The sequence below is a fragment of the Streptomyces sp. NBC_01716 genome, assembly GCF_036248275.1.
GTDB lineage: Bacteria > Actinomycetota > Actinomycetes > Streptomycetales > Streptomycetaceae > Streptomyces.
Genome location: NZ_CP109181.1, coordinates 904049 through 920289, shown reverse-complemented (window position 1 = coordinate 920289; position 16241 = coordinate 904049). Strand labels below are relative to the sequence as shown.

General features: G+C 70.8%; 14 protein-coding genes. 1 reads left to right on the top strand and 13 read right to left on the bottom strand.

The annotated features are described in order from the left end of the window. Positions 1-54 precede the first annotated feature (54 nt). Complete coding sequence (locus OIE74_RS03970; protein WP_329378452.1) at positions 55-2172, bottom strand: tetratricopeptide repeat protein; 2118 nt, start codon at positions 2170-2172, stop codon at positions 55-57. Between the two features lie 169 nt (positions 2173-2341). Here OIE74_RS03970 and OIE74_RS03965 point away from each other — a divergent pair, with 169 nt between their 5' ends. Further along, entirely contained in the window at positions 2342-5581 is a 3240-nt protein-coding gene (locus OIE74_RS03965; protein WP_329378449.1) for an AfsR/SARP family transcriptional regulator, read from the top strand. A 263-nt stretch (positions 5582-5844) separates the two neighbouring features. Here the strand turns inward: OIE74_RS03965 and OIE74_RS03960 are convergent, their stop codons facing one another. The 12 genes from OIE74_RS03960 to OIE74_RS03905 all read right to left on the bottom strand — a co-directional run bounded on the left by OIE74_RS03960 (position 5845) and on the right by OIE74_RS03905 (position 16215). Then, a complete protein-coding gene (locus OIE74_RS03960) occupies positions 5845-6771 on the bottom strand; it encodes an NADase-type glycan-binding domain-containing protein (protein WP_329378447.1) in 927 nt (308 codons plus the stop codon). Between the two features lie 113 nt (positions 6772-6884). Beyond that, positions 6885-7448, bottom strand: coding sequence for a phage tail protein (locus tag OIE74_RS03955; protein WP_329378445.1), 564 nt, complete (start codon positions 7446-7448; stop codon positions 6885-6887). Positions 7449-7463: 15 nt separating this feature from the next. Further along, complete coding sequence (locus OIE74_RS03950) at positions 7464-9422, bottom strand: putative baseplate assembly protein (protein WP_329378442.1); 1959 nt, start codon at positions 9420-9422, stop codon at positions 7464-7466. Next, positions 9419-9850, bottom strand: a complete 432-nt coding sequence (locus OIE74_RS03945) for a GPW/gp25 family protein (RefSeq protein ID WP_023537129.1) — start codon at positions 9848-9850, stop codon at positions 9419-9421. Before OIE74_RS03945 ends, OIE74_RS03950 begins: the two co-directional genes overlap by 4 nt. Positions 9851-9859: 9 nt before the next feature. Further along, positions 9860-10147, bottom strand: a complete 288-nt coding sequence (locus OIE74_RS03940; RefSeq protein ID WP_329378440.1) for a PAAR domain-containing protein — start codon at positions 10145-10147, stop codon at positions 9860-9862. A 51-nt stretch (positions 10148-10198) separates the two neighbouring features. Next, a complete protein-coding gene (locus OIE74_RS03935) occupies positions 10199-12160 on the bottom strand; it encodes a VgrG-related protein (protein WP_329378438.1) in 1962 nt (653 codons plus the stop codon). Continuing rightward, complete coding sequence (locus OIE74_RS03930) at positions 12160-13005, bottom strand: CIS tube protein (protein ID WP_329378436.1); 846 nt, start codon at positions 13003-13005, stop codon at positions 12160-12162. Before OIE74_RS03930 ends, OIE74_RS03935 begins: the two co-directional genes overlap by 1 nt. A gap of 5 nt (positions 13006-13010) precedes the next feature. Continuing rightward, positions 13011-13448 (bottom strand): phage tail protein, encoded by a 438-nt coding sequence (locus OIE74_RS03925; RefSeq protein ID WP_329378434.1) that lies wholly within the window; start codon positions 13446-13448, stop codon positions 13011-13013. Positions 13449-13490: 42 nt separating this feature from the next. After that, complete coding sequence (locus OIE74_RS03920; protein ID WP_329378432.1) at positions 13491-15146, bottom strand: hypothetical protein; 1656 nt, start codon at positions 15144-15146, stop codon at positions 13491-13493. A gap of 18 nt (positions 15147-15164) precedes the next feature. Continuing rightward, positions 15165-15308 (bottom strand): DUF6760 family protein, encoded by a 144-nt coding sequence (locus OIE74_RS03915; RefSeq protein WP_329378430.1) that lies wholly within the window; start codon positions 15306-15308, stop codon positions 15165-15167. Then, positions 15305-15772 carry a hypothetical protein gene (locus OIE74_RS03910; RefSeq protein WP_329378428.1) on the bottom strand — a complete coding sequence of 156 codons (468 nt, stop codon included), beginning with the start codon at positions 15770-15772 and terminating at the stop codon, positions 15305-15307. Before OIE74_RS03910 ends, OIE74_RS03915 begins: the two co-directional genes overlap by 4 nt. After that, on the bottom strand, positions 15772-16215 hold the full coding sequence (locus OIE74_RS03905; RefSeq protein ID WP_329378426.1) for a phage tail protein: 444 nt from the start codon (positions 16213-16215) through the stop codon (positions 15772-15774). The genes OIE74_RS03910 and OIE74_RS03905 overlap by 1 nt, the downstream gene beginning before the upstream one ends. Positions 16216-16241: the final 26 nt, after the last annotated feature.

The following is a 16241-nucleotide window of genomic DNA, read 5'->3' as shown; positions in this document are numbered from 1 at the left end:
GGGGCCGGGCCGCCGTCAACAGCGGCCCGGTCCCGCCCACCCCACCGTGCGGGATCAGCCGACCCCGCCGAGCCGACGCGCGTCGGCGGGGCTCGTGGCCTCGAACAGCGTGAGGGCCCGCGCGAGGAAATCCTCCGCGGCCCTCGCGTCACCGTGCTCCGCGGCACTCTCCCCGAGCATCTCCAGGGTGCGCGCCTGCCAGAAGACCGCTCCGGACCCGGTGAAGACGGCAAGCGCCTCGTTCATCCTCGCCACGCCCTCCCCGTACGCCCCCGCCCGGACACCGGCGCGCCCCAGGAAGGCGAGGGCCCGTGCGGCGTCGTGCGGGTCGTTCACCGCCACCATCGCGGCATGGGCCCGACCGAAGCAGTCGACCGCCTCGTCCGGCGCACCCGCCGCGAGCGCGATCTCGCCGAGCGTGGTCCGGGCGAGCGCCGCGCCTCGCGGGTAACCACAGCCCTCCCACACCTCGATCGCCCGGTTCAAGTACGTCACGGCGTCGTCGGGCCGTCCCGCCTCGCGATGGCACGCGCCGAGGCCCAGCAGCGCCTGGCCCTCGTCCCGTACGTCACCGGCCTCGCGCGCGGCCTGGAGGGAGTCCCGATACCAGGCGGCTGCCTCCTCGGTCCGGCGGGCGGCCCCCAGGCCGATGGCCCCGGAGTTGAGCATCTGGCGCTCGGCCGCCCTGTTCCCGGCCTGCCTGGCGGCCTCCAGGCCGATCTCATGGGCCGCGATCCAGTCCGAGTAGTGACGTAATCGCAGGAAGAGCGGCCACATGGCGTCCACGAGCATCCAACTCGTGTCGTGCCAGCCGCTGTTCGCCGCGAGCCTTACGGCACCCAGCAGTTGCGACCGATGGGAGTCCAGCCAGCCGAGCGCCGCGACATCGTCGGCGAACGGCAGGGGAAGGCCGGGCCGGTGGTCGTAGATCCTCGGGAGGGTGAACTGCACCGGGGTCAGCCGCTCCTGAGCCGCCGTCGCCGTGTGCAGGCACCAGTCGCAGAATCGCCGCAGCGCCTCTTCGCGGGCGCCGTCCGTGTCGTCCTCCCGGGCGCGGTCGTGCGCGTGGATCCGTACGAGATCGTGGAAGCGGCAGCTCTCCGGTCCTACGTCCTCCACGAGATTCGCCTCGATCAGCTCGTCCAGCCTGCGCTCCGCCCAGTCCAGCGTCTCATCGCACGACGCCGCGGCGATCATCGCGTCGAAGGTACGCACCGGGAGCAGGCCCAGCGTCCTGTAGAGGCGTGCGGTCTCCTCGCTCAGTACGGCGTACGACGCGTCCAGAGCCTTGTGCACCGAGGTCTCCCCTTCGACTTCGAGCGCTGCCAGCCGGCCACCGCCCGCGTTCCGGGCGAGGGCGTCCGCGAGCGCCCCCACCGACTGTCTGGGCCGGGTCGCGAGCCGGGCGGAGGCCAAGCAGACGGCGAGCGGAAGACCGGCGCAGAGGGCCACCAGGCGGCGGACCGCGGGGAGTTCGCCCGCGACTCGGTCCGCGCCGATCCCACGGGTGAGCAGTTCGACCCCGGCGGCCGGACCGAGCGCGTCGAGCTGATGGAACCCCGCCCCCTCCATACGCAGCCCGGTCAGCCTGCGGCGGCTGGTGACGACCACGAGCCCGTCAGGACCGCCGAGCAGCAACGGGCGGATCTGGGCGGCCGTGAAGGCGTTGTCCAGCATCACCACGATCCGCAGGTCGGCGGTGAAGGACCGCCAGAGGGACGCCAGTTCGACCGCGTCCGTGGACGTCGGCCCGGCGCCCAGCGCCCGCAGGAACTGGCCAAGGACCTCCGCCGGCCCCACCGGCCCGCCCGCCGAGTGCCCGCGCAGGTCCGCGTACAGCTGTCCGTCGGGGAATTCGGTGCTCAGTGAACGCAGCCATTTCGACACCAGCGCCGTCTTGCCGACTCCGGCCGGACCGCTGACGACGATCAGCGGCAGTCCGCTGTCGCGAAGGTTGTTCAGCGACCCGACATCCCCTTCCCGGTTGGTGAAGTGGGCGGGCACCGGCAGCAGTTGGCGCGGTGGCGCGGGGCGCCCGGGCGCGGCGGGCGCGGCGTGGAGATGTATGCCGCCGTGCACTTCACGGGCCTGGACAGTGGGACCGTACAGTCGCGCATCACCACTGATCGCATTCCCGTGAGGCCCTTGCGCGGCCGTACTCGAATCACTCATCCATCCGCCCCCCGCAGATCGATTGCCGTTTACACGGACCATTTCGGGTCCTACCCCGGCACGACATGAAATGACCATCCGGATCAAGAACGGATGGCAACGGTCTATGGCGGCATTCGCCGCGCGGTGACATGCTCGTGAGCCATCCGACGGACCAGCGGGGGCGCTGGTGGAATTCCAGATTCTCGGACCGGTGGGGCTTCGGCTGAACGGGCGCTGGCTGAAGCTCGGATCGGACAAAGAACGGGTGTTGCTCGCCTCACTCGCACTCGACGTGGGGCGTCCTGTCGCGATCAGCGAGCTGATCGATCGACTCTGGGACGGCGAACCCCCCGAGCGCGCCCGCGAAAACGCGCACACCTATGTGTCGCGCATCCGGCGGCGGCTGCGGGACGCCGGTACGGGGCCGGGGGCACCCGAAATCGTCGGCAGGGCGCACACCTACACATTACGGACCGCGCGTGACTCCGTGGACCGGCAGCGCTTCCAGCACTTCGTCGACACGGCGTTCACCAGTGAGGACGACGCACGGGCGGTGGAACTGCTCTCCCGCGCCGAGGAGTTGTGGCAGGGCGAGGCGCTGGCGGGTCTGCCCGGGTCCTGGGCAGCGACCGTACGGCGGACGCTGGCGGAGGCGCGACTGAGCGCCGGCACGTCACGGATAGCGGCCGGACTGCGGCTGGGGCGCTTCGCCGAACAGGTCGGCGAGCTGGCCGCGTTGGTCGAACGGCATCCCGGGGACGAGACCCTGCTCGGCCAGTTGATGCTCGCGTACTACGGCAGCGGACGGTACGCCGACGCGCTCCGCGTCCACCAGCGGGCCCGGCAGTCGCTCATGGCGGAGTACGGGGCGCTCCCCGGCGCCGAGTTGAGCACGATCCACCAGGGGGTGCTGGCCCGCGTACCGGCACGGGAGCTGGCGCGGGGAGGCGGCGCGGAGCGGACGGGCGACTCGGTCGCTGTCGTCGCCGGTGGCCCTCCGGCGCCTGCGGGTGAGGTACCCGTGCCGCGGAACCTGCCCCAGCAACCGCCCCTGGTAGGGCGCCGGTCGGAGTTGCGGGCCCTGAGCTCGGTGATCGCCGACAAGGGCGAGCGCGGCGGATCGGTCGTCACCGTGGAAGCGGTCAGCGGCATGGCGGGCGTCGGGAAGACGGCCTTGGTCGTCGCCACTGCCCAGCTTCTTGCGGAGAGGTACCCGGACGGCCAGATATACCTGGATCTACGGGGCCATTCACTTTCCCAGGAACCGCTCACAGCCGGGGCGGCTTTGGGGTCTCTGCTGAGGCTGCTCGGCGCGCCGGCCTTCTCCATTCCTGGCGAGTTGGAGGGGCGTACGGCCCTGTGGCGGACCATGCTGGCGGAGCGCCGAGTGGTCATCGTCTTGGACGACGCGGCCGGAGCCGAGCAGGTAGGCCCGCTGCTGCCGGGCGGGTCACCGTCCCTGACGATCATCGCCAGCCGTCGTCATCTGAGCGGTATCCCACAGGCGTTGTCGGTCCCGCTCGACGTGCTCTCGAAGGAGGACGCCGTCAGGCTCTTCCGTAGCTTCGCGGGTGAGGGTCGCACGCAGGATCCTGCGGAGGTCGAGCGAATTGTTGGCCTATGCGGCTATCTACCCCTCGCGATCGAACTCGTGGCGCATCGATTCCGGGCCCGTACGTCCTGGACGCTGAGTGTCCTCGCCGAGCGCCTCGCGCGAAGTCCCGGGCGGCTGGCGGAAATTCGCACCGCGGATCAAGAGCAGGAAATGACCCGGGCGTTCGCACTGTCCTACCGGACCCTCACCGCGCAGCAACGCACCGCGTTCCGCCGCCTCGGACTCCATCCCGGACCGGATTTCACCGCCGAGGCGGCGGCTGCCCTGCTGGGCTTGCCGCCGGATACGACGGAGCGATTACTCGAAGGTCTTGGGGCATTTCACCTGCTCAGAGAGCCCGTACCGGACCGCTATCGCTACCACGATCTGCTGCGTGAATATGCCTATGGTCTATCTATTGCGGAGGACGGCGAGGAGGAGCGCCGCCAGGCCCTCGCCCGCCTGACGGATTTCTACGTAACGTCAGCCGGCCTCGCGGACCGCATGGCATATCCCCGACGCATACGCCCGGACTTCCCGGCGCCGCCTCTGCCGACGCCACCGCCACCCCTGCCTGACTCGGCCGCCGCGCGTTCTTGGCTGGCTGCGGAGCGCGGAAACCTCCTGGCGGTCGAAGACCACGCCCGACGCGAGGGCGCCTCCGAGCGCGCGGCCCAACTCGCCTGCGCGCTGGCGGGATTCCTCGTAGCGGAGTGCTACTGGCGGGACGCCAAGAAGCTCCTGCGGCACGCTGCCGCCCACTGGGACCGAACTGGCAACGAACCAGCGCTCTGCCGCACCCTCATCGACCTGTGCGGGGCGTACGCGAGCATCGGGGACTACGCGGACGCCGCAGAGGCGGGGGAGCGGGCGCTGGAGCTGGCGCGTGCGCTGGGCGACGAACCGGGCGAGGCGGAGGCGCTGCGCGTGCTTGGCGTACTGAACTGGCACCTCGGCGAGAACCGCAAGGCGCTTGTGCTGCTCCAGAAATCCCTTGCCATCAAGTCGCTCTCGGGTGACGTCTGGGACAAGGCGCGTACCCGAAACAACATAGCGGTGGTTCTGCTGTTCCTCGGGGAACATGATCGAGCAATTGATCATTTTCGCAATGCCCTTGCAAACTTCAAAGAAGCAGGTGACTTGACTGCTTCCGGCAGGACGCTCAACAACATCGGAAGGCTTCAGGTCCAGGCCGGTGAATTGGAACTGGCCCGCCATTCTTTTGAGGAATCAATATCCTTCCTCGAAGATGACGGAAGTCGATACGACCGCGCTACCGCGCGCAGAAATCTGGCCGAAGTTCTGGCGGATTCTGGTGAATCAGATGCGGCTCTTGTTCTGTTCGGAGAGACCCTTTCGGAATTTCGCCTTCTCGGCGACCGAAAGAGCCAGGCCGAGGCTCTGGTCGGGATCGGCAAGGCGCGCTGGCGGCTGGGAGACTCCGAGGAGTCCGTCCGGCATCTCCTGGAAGCGCTGAAGCTCGCCCAGGAGATTGGGGCTGCCCGACATGAGGTCCAGGCCCTGCGTCACCTCGGACACATGGACTTCGCCGACGGGCGACTGGATGACGCGACGGACCGCCTCCGGTTGGCCGTGAACGTTGCGGCGCGCACCAATGACCTCGATGAGGAAACCGCTTCTCGGACGCTGCTGGCTGAGGTGCGACTCGCAGCAGGGGATGTCGATGAGGCTCGAACAACATTGCGTCACGCATTCGAATCCGTTCGACATCGAGACAATGTTGATACGCGGAGAATCGGTCGCCGCCTAAGTGAGATCGAACGGATGGGCGGCGGCGAGGCAGACGTACGTTCCGCGCTGCGCGACGAGTAGGCCGCGAGGCGGAGCGCGAGGCCCCCCTCGATTCGGTCACTCATTCGAAGTGGTATAGCCTTCCCCCCCTGTTGACGATCAACGTTTCCGGGAAGGATATTTGCAGGTGCGAATAACCCAGGCGGTCATCACGCTCGTTTGTTCGACCGCCGCGACAGTAGTGGCGCTGCACGACTGCATCATGTTTGTCAGCCCGGTCGGCTGACACGCCAGCCTGCCGGGGTGGTCGCAAGGCCACCCCGGCCCAGGGCCTCGCCCACCCCTTACGGCCGGCGGCCGAAGAACTCCACCTCCGCCAGGGCGACCCGGCGGTCCTCCCCCGTGCCGTACGCCGAGTCGACCGTGAGTCTGGCCCGTACCGTGTCCGTGCCCCGCAGGTCAAACGCTTGCTCGCCCGCCTGGTCCCTCAGCCGCAGGGTTCGGCTGGTCAACTCGCCGTCCTGCGCGGTCAGTTGCACGGTGACCCGCGCCGGGCGGGCCTGGGTGAGGAATTCGTCCTTGCGGGCCGAGGTACCCGAGAACACCAGCAACTTCAGCAGCCGCACCGGCTGGGCGAAGTCGCACTCCAGGAACTCACCGACGCCGTCCCCGGTCTCCTTCGGTGACCAGTAGCGGTTGTTGAATCCATCCACACCCGCGCCCGCCGGATGGCCCGACTGCGCGCTGGACGCCCGGCACTCCGCAGGCGGTACCGATTCGGGCTTCCCCGTCTCCTCCTTCGCCAGGCCGAACAGGCCCGACATGTGCGGGAGCGCGAACCAGATTCCCACCGCCAGCAGGATCAGCACGATCGGCAGCCCGACCCGTGGCCTGCGCCATCCCCGCCCCGGCCGGGTGCCGGCGACGGGGGACTGCCGGGGGGCGCGGTTGAGGATCCGTCGCCACCAAGGTGGGCGGATCGCCGGGGGCGGGCCCGGGTTCAGGAGGAGGGCGCAGCGTACGCAGAGGGTGCGGTCCGGGGTGTTCTCCGTACGGCAGTGGGGGCACACGATCGGCGGCCCGGTGACGGTGGGCGGTGGCGTCGGCTCGGCGTCGGGCGTCGGCGCTCCCGCGTCCGGCCCCGGGGCGGACTGGTCCGCGTTCTCACCGGGGCGTCGCGGTGCCGCGGGGTAGTCCGGAGGTACGGGAGTGGCCCCGGCGGGCACGGACGGTTCCGGCGCGTTCGGTTCCGGCGCAGGAGGCTCCGGCACGGACGGTTCCGGTGGCGCCGGCGTTCGTTCCCCCGGTTCCCACGCCAGGAACGCCTCGCACGAAGCGCAGAACTCCCGCCCCGGCGCGTTCCGGTGGCCGCACGTCTCGCAGATCACTCCGCACCACCTCCCGCACCCGCCGACAACAGTTCCAGCGTGAACCCGACATGCGCCGGGATCTCCGTGGCGATCAGTTCCTCCAGCCGCACCCGGTCGAACAGCTGCCCCTCACCCGCCCTGACCCGGATCGTCACCCATGGGACGGCCTCACCCGGCAGCGGAGTGTTGGGAGTTGTCGACCAGATGGCGCCACCGCTCTCGACGATCTCCGGCTCCGTGCCTCCGGTCTCCAGCCGCAGTGCCTCCGCCAGTCCACCGACCGTCCCGCGCCGCGCGTGCCTGGCCACGGCCCCGCGTATCTCGGCCCGCCGTTGGTCGGCGGGGCTGTCCTCGTGCGGCTCCACCGCCACCCAGCCCGCCAGCCACTCCAGGAAGTCGTCGGGGGCGCTGCGGTGGTCCAGATACGCGGGCACGTTGTCGATCGTCAGCAGGACCGGGGCGAGCACGTCGTCCAGCGCCGCGAGGAAGCGCCGCAGGAAGTCCTGTTCCAGGTAGACGGCGGGCAGTTGCTCGATCAGGGGGTGCGGGGTCGGCAGGCCGGGAACGTCGGCACGCATCGGGTCAGGCTCCTCTCACCCGGATCTCACCCGGAGTTGGTGTTCGTAGCTGAAGACGAGCGCGTGCCGGTCCAGCTGGATCTTCGTGGTCGCGTCGGTGCGTTCCCCGGTGACCGGGTCGGCGCGGTAGAGCCGTACGTCCTCCACCAGGTCCACCCCGGGCACCCGTTGGAGCACGGCGAACGCCTCGCCCGACTGCACCGGCCGGCCGAACGGCCAGCCCTGTCCGCCCGGCCCGCCGGTGAGCGGGTTGAAGTACCCGTACAGGGCGGCCAGCGCCGTCTCGCGTACCTTCTCGGCGACCGCCCCGCGCTCGGTCTGGACCGACGCGACGACGGTGACGCCCTGGTAGAACGGCGGCTCGACCGCCAGCCGGGTGCCGATCGGCCGCCGCGCGTCCAGATGGTCCTTGATCAGAGCGAGCGTCTGTGCGGGCGGGACGAGTTCGTCGAACTCGATCCGGCCCTGCTCGTCCCCGCGCCCGGCGGGCACGATGAGCAGCCGCACCCCGCCCGCGTCGGACCCGTCGTCCGCACCGGCCCGGATGCAGTGCACACGCGCCGCGTCCGGCGCGATCTCGCGCGCGAGGAGTTCGTAGTCGTGCGGCACGACCGCCCGGTGCAGCGTGCGCAGCGTCATCGGTCCGCGCACCCGCGCGCTGCCGACGCTCTCGCCGTCGACCCCGCCGAGCGCCGGCCGGCGGTTCTCGACCCGGGCCACGTACGGGATCGCGCCGCGCAGGACCCGCAGCGTGGAGCGGGCGACGTTGCCGCGCAGCCCGCCGCCGGTGCGGTAGGACCGCACCCGGACGGTGGCGCCCTTCGCGGGGACCGCGCCGTAGTAGCGGATTCCACCGTCCCGTTCACGTACGGCGGGACCGAACTCGACCCGCCCGGAGTTCGCGTCCAGGGTGACGTGCCGGTCCTCGGGCCCCGAGTGCGCGAAGTCGTCCACACGGGTCCACCGTTCAGCGTCCGCACCCGACCCGGGGCCGGTCACCTCGACCACGAACTCACCGGGTACGACGGGCGGTCGGGCCAGTCCGAATGCCTGGCCGGGCACTCCCTCCGCCTGACCGAGCACCTCGTCGGTGACGGTCTCCGCGTGCTCGGCCGGGACGGTCGCGCCGATCGTGAACGCGGTGACCCCGCGGACCACCGGCGGCGCCAGGTACGTCGGCTGGCCCGGCTCCGCGGCGATCAGACGGCACCGCACCCAGCCCCCGGTATGCCGTACAACCGCCGCCGGAGAGTGGGTCTTCGGCAGATGCAGGATCAGCTCGCCCGACCGGTTGAAGCCGCCGGTGTCGTCCTTCTCGATCTCGCAGACCGTCCAGGCCGTGCCGTCCCACGCCTCCCAGAGCACCGGCGGCCGGCGCGGATCGACGCCGACGCCCTCCACCGTGCAGTCCAGCCGCAGGACGAGAACACCCGCCGGTACGGCGGCCGACAGGCCCACATACAGGCAGTCGCCGACAGTCGGCGTGGTCCCGAAACAGGGCACGTCCCGGCCGAGCGCCAGCTCCTCGGTCCGGTCGGCCGCTTCCCCGGACGACGGCCAGGTGGCGAGATGGGCGTAGGCGCACGGCACGATCGACAGGGGTTCGGAGGTCGTGAAGACGACCGCCTCCTCCGTCTCCGTACGGACCGTGGCGATCTCCGTCCCTGCCCGGACCACCACCGGGTCCGGGCGCGGCGCGGAAAGCCGGAACGTCACGTCGGTGTGCGCGGCCGTGGGCGGATGGAGCTGTACGCCGATGAGATCGAGGAAGGCCAGATAGTTCTTCTCCGGCACCCGGTTCACCCGGTAGACGAGCTGGTCGACCATGGACGCGAACGCCTCGATCAGCGTCACACCGGGATCCGAGACATTGTGGTCGGTCCACTCCGGGCAGCGCTGCTGCACCCGGCGTTTGGCCTCGTCCACCAGGCCCTGGAAGGTGCGGTCGTCCAGATGCGGACCGGGCAGCGTCACGCGCCCGCCTCCTCGTCGTCGGCCGATTCCTCGGCGTGCTGCGGGATCACATAGAAGGGGAAGACGAGATTGCGGGGGTCGTTCGCGCCCCGGACGGTGTAGCCGATGTCGATATAAAGCACCCCGTTGTCGGCCTCGTCGAACCGGACGACGACCTCGGTGACATCGATACGGGGCTCCCAGCGCTCCAGCGCCAGCCTTACCTCGTACGCGAGTTGGCCGGCCGTGCCCGCGTCGGCGGGGGCGAACACGTAGTCGTTGATGGCGCAGCCGAACTCCGGGCGCATCGGGCGCTCGCCCGGCGAGGTCGCCAGGATCAGCCGGATCGACTCCTCCAGCGCGTGCCGGCCACGCACCAGGGCGATGGACCCGGTGGCGTCCGTACGCGGCGGGAACGCCCAGCCCGCACCGATGAATTGCTGTCCCATACGGCTCGCTCACCCGCCGATCAGTACGGTCGCACAGCCCGACACCACCGGTGAGCCGCACCCCGCCAGATCGCCGGCGCGGGCGGCCGGGCTGCCGCCGATCAGCACGCTCGAACTGCCGGGCGGCGCGATCGCCGACGGCGGGTGGGCGGCGGGCGACGCGCAGTTGTGCGCGGTGCCGACCGTCGCGGCGGGCTGCCCGCCGATCAGCACGGACGGCACGCCGGGCGGTCCGACCGTGCCGGGGTGCCCGGTGGGGTCGCCGACCCTCGCGGCCGCGGCTGCTGCTGCCGACATGCGGTCCACTCCTGTTCGTTGTCTTTGTTGCCCGCGCTTCCTGACGTCATGTCAGTTGAGCTTGATCATGGGGGCGTTGACGGAAACCGAGCCGCCGCTCTTGATGTCCGTGCGCCGCGTGCCGTCGACAGTGACCTGGCCGCCGCGCACCTCCACCGAACCGCTGCTGGAGAGAGCGACCTTGCCGTTCCCGCCGTTGACCTCGACACCGCCGCGGGAGGTCAACGTGACTCTGTCCCCGGTGAGTTCGAGTGCTCCGCGGCCGGCGTCCAGTGCGACGCCGCCGGCCGCCTTGATGGAGACCCGCTCCTTGGCCTCGATCGTCACGCTGCCGTCGCTGTTGATGACGACGGCGGTGCTCGTGCGGTCGAGGTCGATCGTCAACTTCCCGTCTCCGGTGCGGAGCCGTACGCCCTGCGGGCCGTTCGCCGCGTCCAGCAGCTCCAGTTGATTTCCGCTCCGGGACGCGAAGGCGCGCCGGTTCACGGCGCCGCTGGTCGGGTCGACCAACTCGCCGCCACCGCCACCGCCACCGCCACCGCTCGGAGCGCCGGACGCGCCGGAGGCACCGGGAGTGCCCGGCGAGGAACCGCCGCCACCCGAAGTCGCGCCCCCGCCTCCTCCGCCGGGCCTGTCCTTCCCGTTGTAGAGCCCAGCCAGTACGAACGGCCTGTCCAGATGCCCGTGCTCGAAGCCGACCAGCACCTCGTCCCCGACCTCCGGGATGAACGCCTCACCTCCGCCCGTCCCGCCCGACTGAGCGGTACGCGCCCAGTCGCTCGCGTACTCGTCCGACAGCCACGGGAAGCGGACCTTCACCCGCCCCGACCCCTCCGGATCCTGCGTGTCCGTCACCGTCCCGCTGACCAGCCCCGCACACCGCCCGCCCCCAGCCGCGCCACCGGATCCCGGACCGCCGCCGGTCAGCCCGAACAGCGAACGCTCCTGCTGCCCCGAGACCGTGATCCACGTCTCGTACCCGCGTACGGCGTCGAAGACATGGCGCGACGACGTGACGGTGTACCGGCCCTCGAACGGCGCGCCCACCGCGTTCAACGCCACCGCGCTGCCCGCCCGGACCGCCGGATTCCCGCGGATCACCGCCTCCAGCTCCGCGAACGACCCGGCGATCCGCTCCGCCAGGGCCTTGGCCGCCTGGTCCACCTGGGCCTGCGTCCCGTACGCCGCGTCCGTCACCACGAACCGCGCCTCGCCGAACGGGGCGGACACCTCCGCCGCCGTCACCCCCAGCTCCAGCGTCGACGACGCCCCCGCCGGCGCCTTGCCCACCAGCGGTTCCTTGGCCTGGACGTCCCAGCCGCGCACCTCCACCTCTGATACCTGCTCCGCGGCTGACACCCCGGCCCGGCAGCGCAGCAGATTGCCGCCCAGCTCCAGCACGAGGGGATTGCGGTCCGCGCGCGCCGAACCGTCCGGCGCCGAACTCGCCTCCGCGGGCCGGGTGATGTGCAGCGCCCCCTCGCGTACGTACGCCTGGGCACCCGCCTCCTCGGCGAGCCCGCGCACGAACTCCCAGTCGGTCAGGTTGGGTTGGGCGATGTGTTCGAGTACGGGCCCGGCGACGTCCACCGTCCCCGGCTTCAGCCCGGCGCGCTGGGCGACCTGACCGCAGATGTCGGCGAGCGTCATGTTCTGGTAGCTGGCCACCCGCCGCCCCCGGAACAGCCGGTGCGACTCGTCCAGCCCCCGTACGACGGTGAACGTGCCCGTCTCGTCCAGCTCCACTTCCAGAGCGGTCACCACACCGTCGAGCAGAGGCTTCGGCGCCGAGTCCCCGCCCGCGCGGGCCAGCAGCCGGGCCTCGCCGCCGATCTTCAGGCCCGTCTGCTCCAGCAGCATCCGGTCGGGATCGCGGAAGCGCAGCAGGAACAGGTCGGGCAGCGTACGGCTGTCGTCCACATATCCCTCGACCAGGGTGTTCGCGAACTTGGCAGGCAGCGGTGTGCCGCCGAACTCGACCACCAGCGCGGTGGCGACGCCCTGTTGGGACATCAGCCCCGCCTCCCGACTGCCGGTGGGACGACGATGCCGGCGTCGTATCCGCCCCGGTCGCGGCCCGTACCGTCCTGGAGCCGGTTCAGCTCGTCCAGGGCAGGCAGCAGGAGCTGGGTGCCGGGGGCGAGGCGCATCGGGTCGTCGATGCCGTTGGCCTCGGCGATCACGCGCCAGGCGGCGGCGTCGCCGTACTCCTGGTGGGCCAGCGACGGCAGCGAGTCCCCGGCGTCGACGCGGTGCACGCGGCGGGCGGCCAGCGCGCCGGAGGTGGGGTTCTGCCCCGGCGTCTCCCCGCTGATCTCCTCCATCGTGACCTGGCAGACCGCCCGGATCGGCACCCCGGAGGTGGTGAACAGCGTGTATTTCGCGGCCACTTGGCTGACGTAGCCGGGAAATCCCGTGAGTCCGCCCCAGTGGAAGACCACCCATGGGGGCGACGCCCGCTGCTGCTGCCGCGTCTCGCTCGTCGGCACGCAGCACGCGAACAGCTGTTCCACCGACGTCACCACGCGGGTGTCCTGGGTGTCGCTGGCGTCGAAGAACATCTCGACGGTGAGCTTGCTGGGCTGCGAGCCCTGGTACTCGGGCGGGCCCGAGCTCTTCGCGCCCTTGGCCGGAGTCCGTTTCCAGGACGCGGCCTTGGTGAGGCTCAACTCCTTCGGGTTGAACTGGAAGTCGATCCGCCCGCACGGACCGCCCGGTGTGAGACCACCACCGGTGGGGGGCGTGCGCAGCTCCAGATAGGCGTGCTCCAGCTTGGGCCGGGCCGATCCGCCCTTCGCGGCCGAGGCCACGCCGGACGTACCGGCGGCGCTGAAAGCGATGGGTCCCGCACCGCTCATGCCGCTCAGCCCTCCATCACATAGCCGTGATGGGCGATCTCGATCGTCTCCATCGCGACCTTCGGCGACTCGGGTGTGAACGATGGCCCGGTCCAGCGGACGGGTACGACCTCAAGCAGCCCCCACTGGGCCACCTTCCGCCCGTCACCGGTGCGCGCCTCGATGTGCGCGGTCTTGCGGCTGAACCCGGTCGTCATGGTGGCGAACCAGCGCGCCACCTTCTCGGTCTCGCGGGTGAGCGGCCGGGACAGCTTGACGTTGGAGTACTTCAGTCGGGTCGGCAGCTGCCACACATGCCCGTTGTTGCCGCCCTCCTCGCGGGTTTCGAGCACCACTTCGCAGCCCAGGCCGTCACAGGTGTTGAACGATCCGAGTTCGATGTCGTCGATCGTCACGACGAAGCAGACGCTGACGGCGGGATCGCTGTCCGGGGCGGTGGCCATGACACGTACCTCTCGGTGGCGGGTGCTTCAGTGGCGGGCGGTTCAGTGGCGGGTGTTGATGAGGAACCCGGCGCGTTCGCGTTCCAGCCGGAGGTCGGCCTTGAGGAGCCGGCTGAGGGGGGCGTACAGGGCGCGGACGAGTTCGTCGGTGACGGCGGGGGCGGCGGCTTGGCCGGGGGCGGTGGTGGCGCCGGCGGTGGTGGCGCGGGGTTGCGGGTCGGACGCGGGCTCGGGCTCCTGCTCCGGGTCGCTGTCCGGCGCGGGCTCGGGTGGTGGTGGTTCCTCGCTGAGTTCGGCGTCTCGCTGGACGACGGGCCGCGAGGTGCCGGCGGCCGACGAGGCAGGCGAGGCCGACGAGGAGCCGAAGACGACGCTCCCGTCGGGCATTCGCTGGGCGACTCCGGCGGCCACGGCGAAGGCACCGGCGGTGGGAATCCCGGCGCCACCGCCGGTACGAGCCACGGACCGAGGCGTCGGCGGTTCTCCACGTGGCTGCCGCTGTACGGGGAGGGCGGCGGTGGCGGATACGGCAGGGGAGACGGATCGGAGCGGAGCCGACTCACGTGCGACGACGGTCGACCGCTGCACGGGTACGGCGGCCGACGCGTTCGGACCGGACGCGGTGGTCCACCGCACAGGCACGGCCGCGGGCGCGGGCGGCGGCTCCAGCTGTGGAGGTTCCCCACCGTCACGCGCGTCACGCTGTACGGCGGTACGGGGGGTCAGCGGCCGGTCACCGAGCAGTGGGACGGTGGGTGTAGGGAGGGGTCGCTGCCTCGCGACGACAACGGACCGCTGAAGAGGCGCACTTGGCGAAGAAGCGTCGCCCCCATCCCTGTGGTCGGACGCCGCACTCATCAACGGGTCGTCGCCGAGCAGCGGAGCGACCGGTGGCGGCACGCCGTCCACTTCGGGAGAGTTCTCGGGCGGCTCCGCCGCGACAGGTACTTCGGGCGCTGCGGGCGGACGTACGGCCGGGACCGACTCGGCCTCCGGCCTGCCGCTCCCCGGCACGGAGGCCGCAGCCTGCCGCTGAGCCGTCGGCGGCAACCCGGCGAGCGGCGCTCCAAGTCCGGGCGTGCGCGGGGGCGGTGGCTCCGGCTCCGGCCCCGACGAAGGCTCCGCCGACTCCTGCGGGGGAGTGGACATGGGTACGAGGGGCTGCTCGCCCACGAGTTGACGTACCGGCAGCTCGGCGACCGCCGACGTACCGGCGGAGGTCATCGCGGAGGACGCGCGCTGTACGGGAACGGCCTCAGGTACGGACACCGAAGCGGATACAGCGGCAGGCACCGCAGCTGCAGGTGCCACGGCAGCGGGCATCGCCAAGCCCGCAGGTGCGCCCTTGCCTCCCGGCGTCGTCCGCAACGGCATCTCGACGGACCGCTGAGCCGACGGCACCGGACTGCCCGGCGCGGCACTGGTGATTCCGTGCAGCACTCCGGTAGGCGCGTCAGGGCTGACCAGATGCCCGAGCGGCGTACCGAGCGCGGTCGTCCGCCGGGTGGACAACGCCCCCTGAAACCCTGCGGGGTTGATCACGAGGTCCTGTCCGAGGACCGTTCGCTGCATGGGCACCAGCCGGCGCACGTCGACGCGGTCTCCCCGATCACCTCGCTCCGGCACGGCGTCACCGCCGCCCGCCGGGCTCTCCACGCCCATCGAACGACCGCCGCGCAACCAGGACATCAGCCCCATGGATCTCCCGCCCCCCCGCTAGCTCCCGTTGAGACGGGCGACCTGAGCCACGAACCTCAGACGTTCCGGATGTTCCAGGTCCAGCAGGTCGTCCAGTGGCCAGTGGAAGTGATAGGCGAGGTACGCGACTTCCTCGTACAGCAGGTCGGCCGCGTACGTCACGATTCCCCCAGGCGGCCACCGGCGAGATCCACCGTGAACTCCTCCTGGCAGGAAGGGCAGTTGACGGCGGCGCGGGTGTGGCCCTCCGCGTTGATCCGGCGGTAGAAGTCCTGGAGGAACGCCAGGTCGGAGGCGAACAGGTCCTCGATGACGCCCGGGTGGATGTCCTCGACGGTGCCGATCCTGGTCACGACCCGGGAGATGAGGACGACCGACAGATACGCGGAGTTCTCCCGCACCCGGTCGTCCCGCAGGGGCACCAGTTCGTCCCGCGCGGTCGCGAGCCTCATCACGCCGTTACGGTGCACGGTGCCCGACTCGTCCACGTACCCACGCGGCAGTTCGAAGCCGAACTCGGTCCGCAGCGGCTCGGGTCGGCGCGTCTGCCCCTGCCCCTGCTGCTGCCCGCTCGCCGGCCCGTGCGCGTCCCGCTCGGGAGCCTGGAAGTGAACGGTGCGGCGCATCAGCCGAGTTCCATGCTCTCGTACGTGATCGCCAGCTTCTCCGTCAGGACCGAGGTGTCACCGGCCTTGAGCGTCCCGATCTCCAGGGACTTCGGCCAGGCGTTGATGAGCGTGTAGCGCTTGATCGGCAGGCCCTCGTAGTCGTAGACGATGACGGCGCCGTTGCGGCGGGCGTTCGTCATACGGCCGAACCGGGAGTCCCTGATCCACTGTTCGAAGCTGTTGTCCTCCGTGAGCCCCCGGGTCACGGTGACCTCGCCGGCCTTGGGGCGGCCGGGCAGCTTCTTGATGGCGTACTTGCCGTCTGCGGTGTTCTGCTTCAGCTCGATGACGTCCTGCTCCATCTTTAGACCGCTGACCTCGGTGATCTGCTTGATGATGACGCTGTCGAATTCGAGGCCGAAGGAATGTCCGACGGAACTGTCGAGATCGGGAAGTGGCACAACAGGCTCCTCACGCCGTGCTCAGA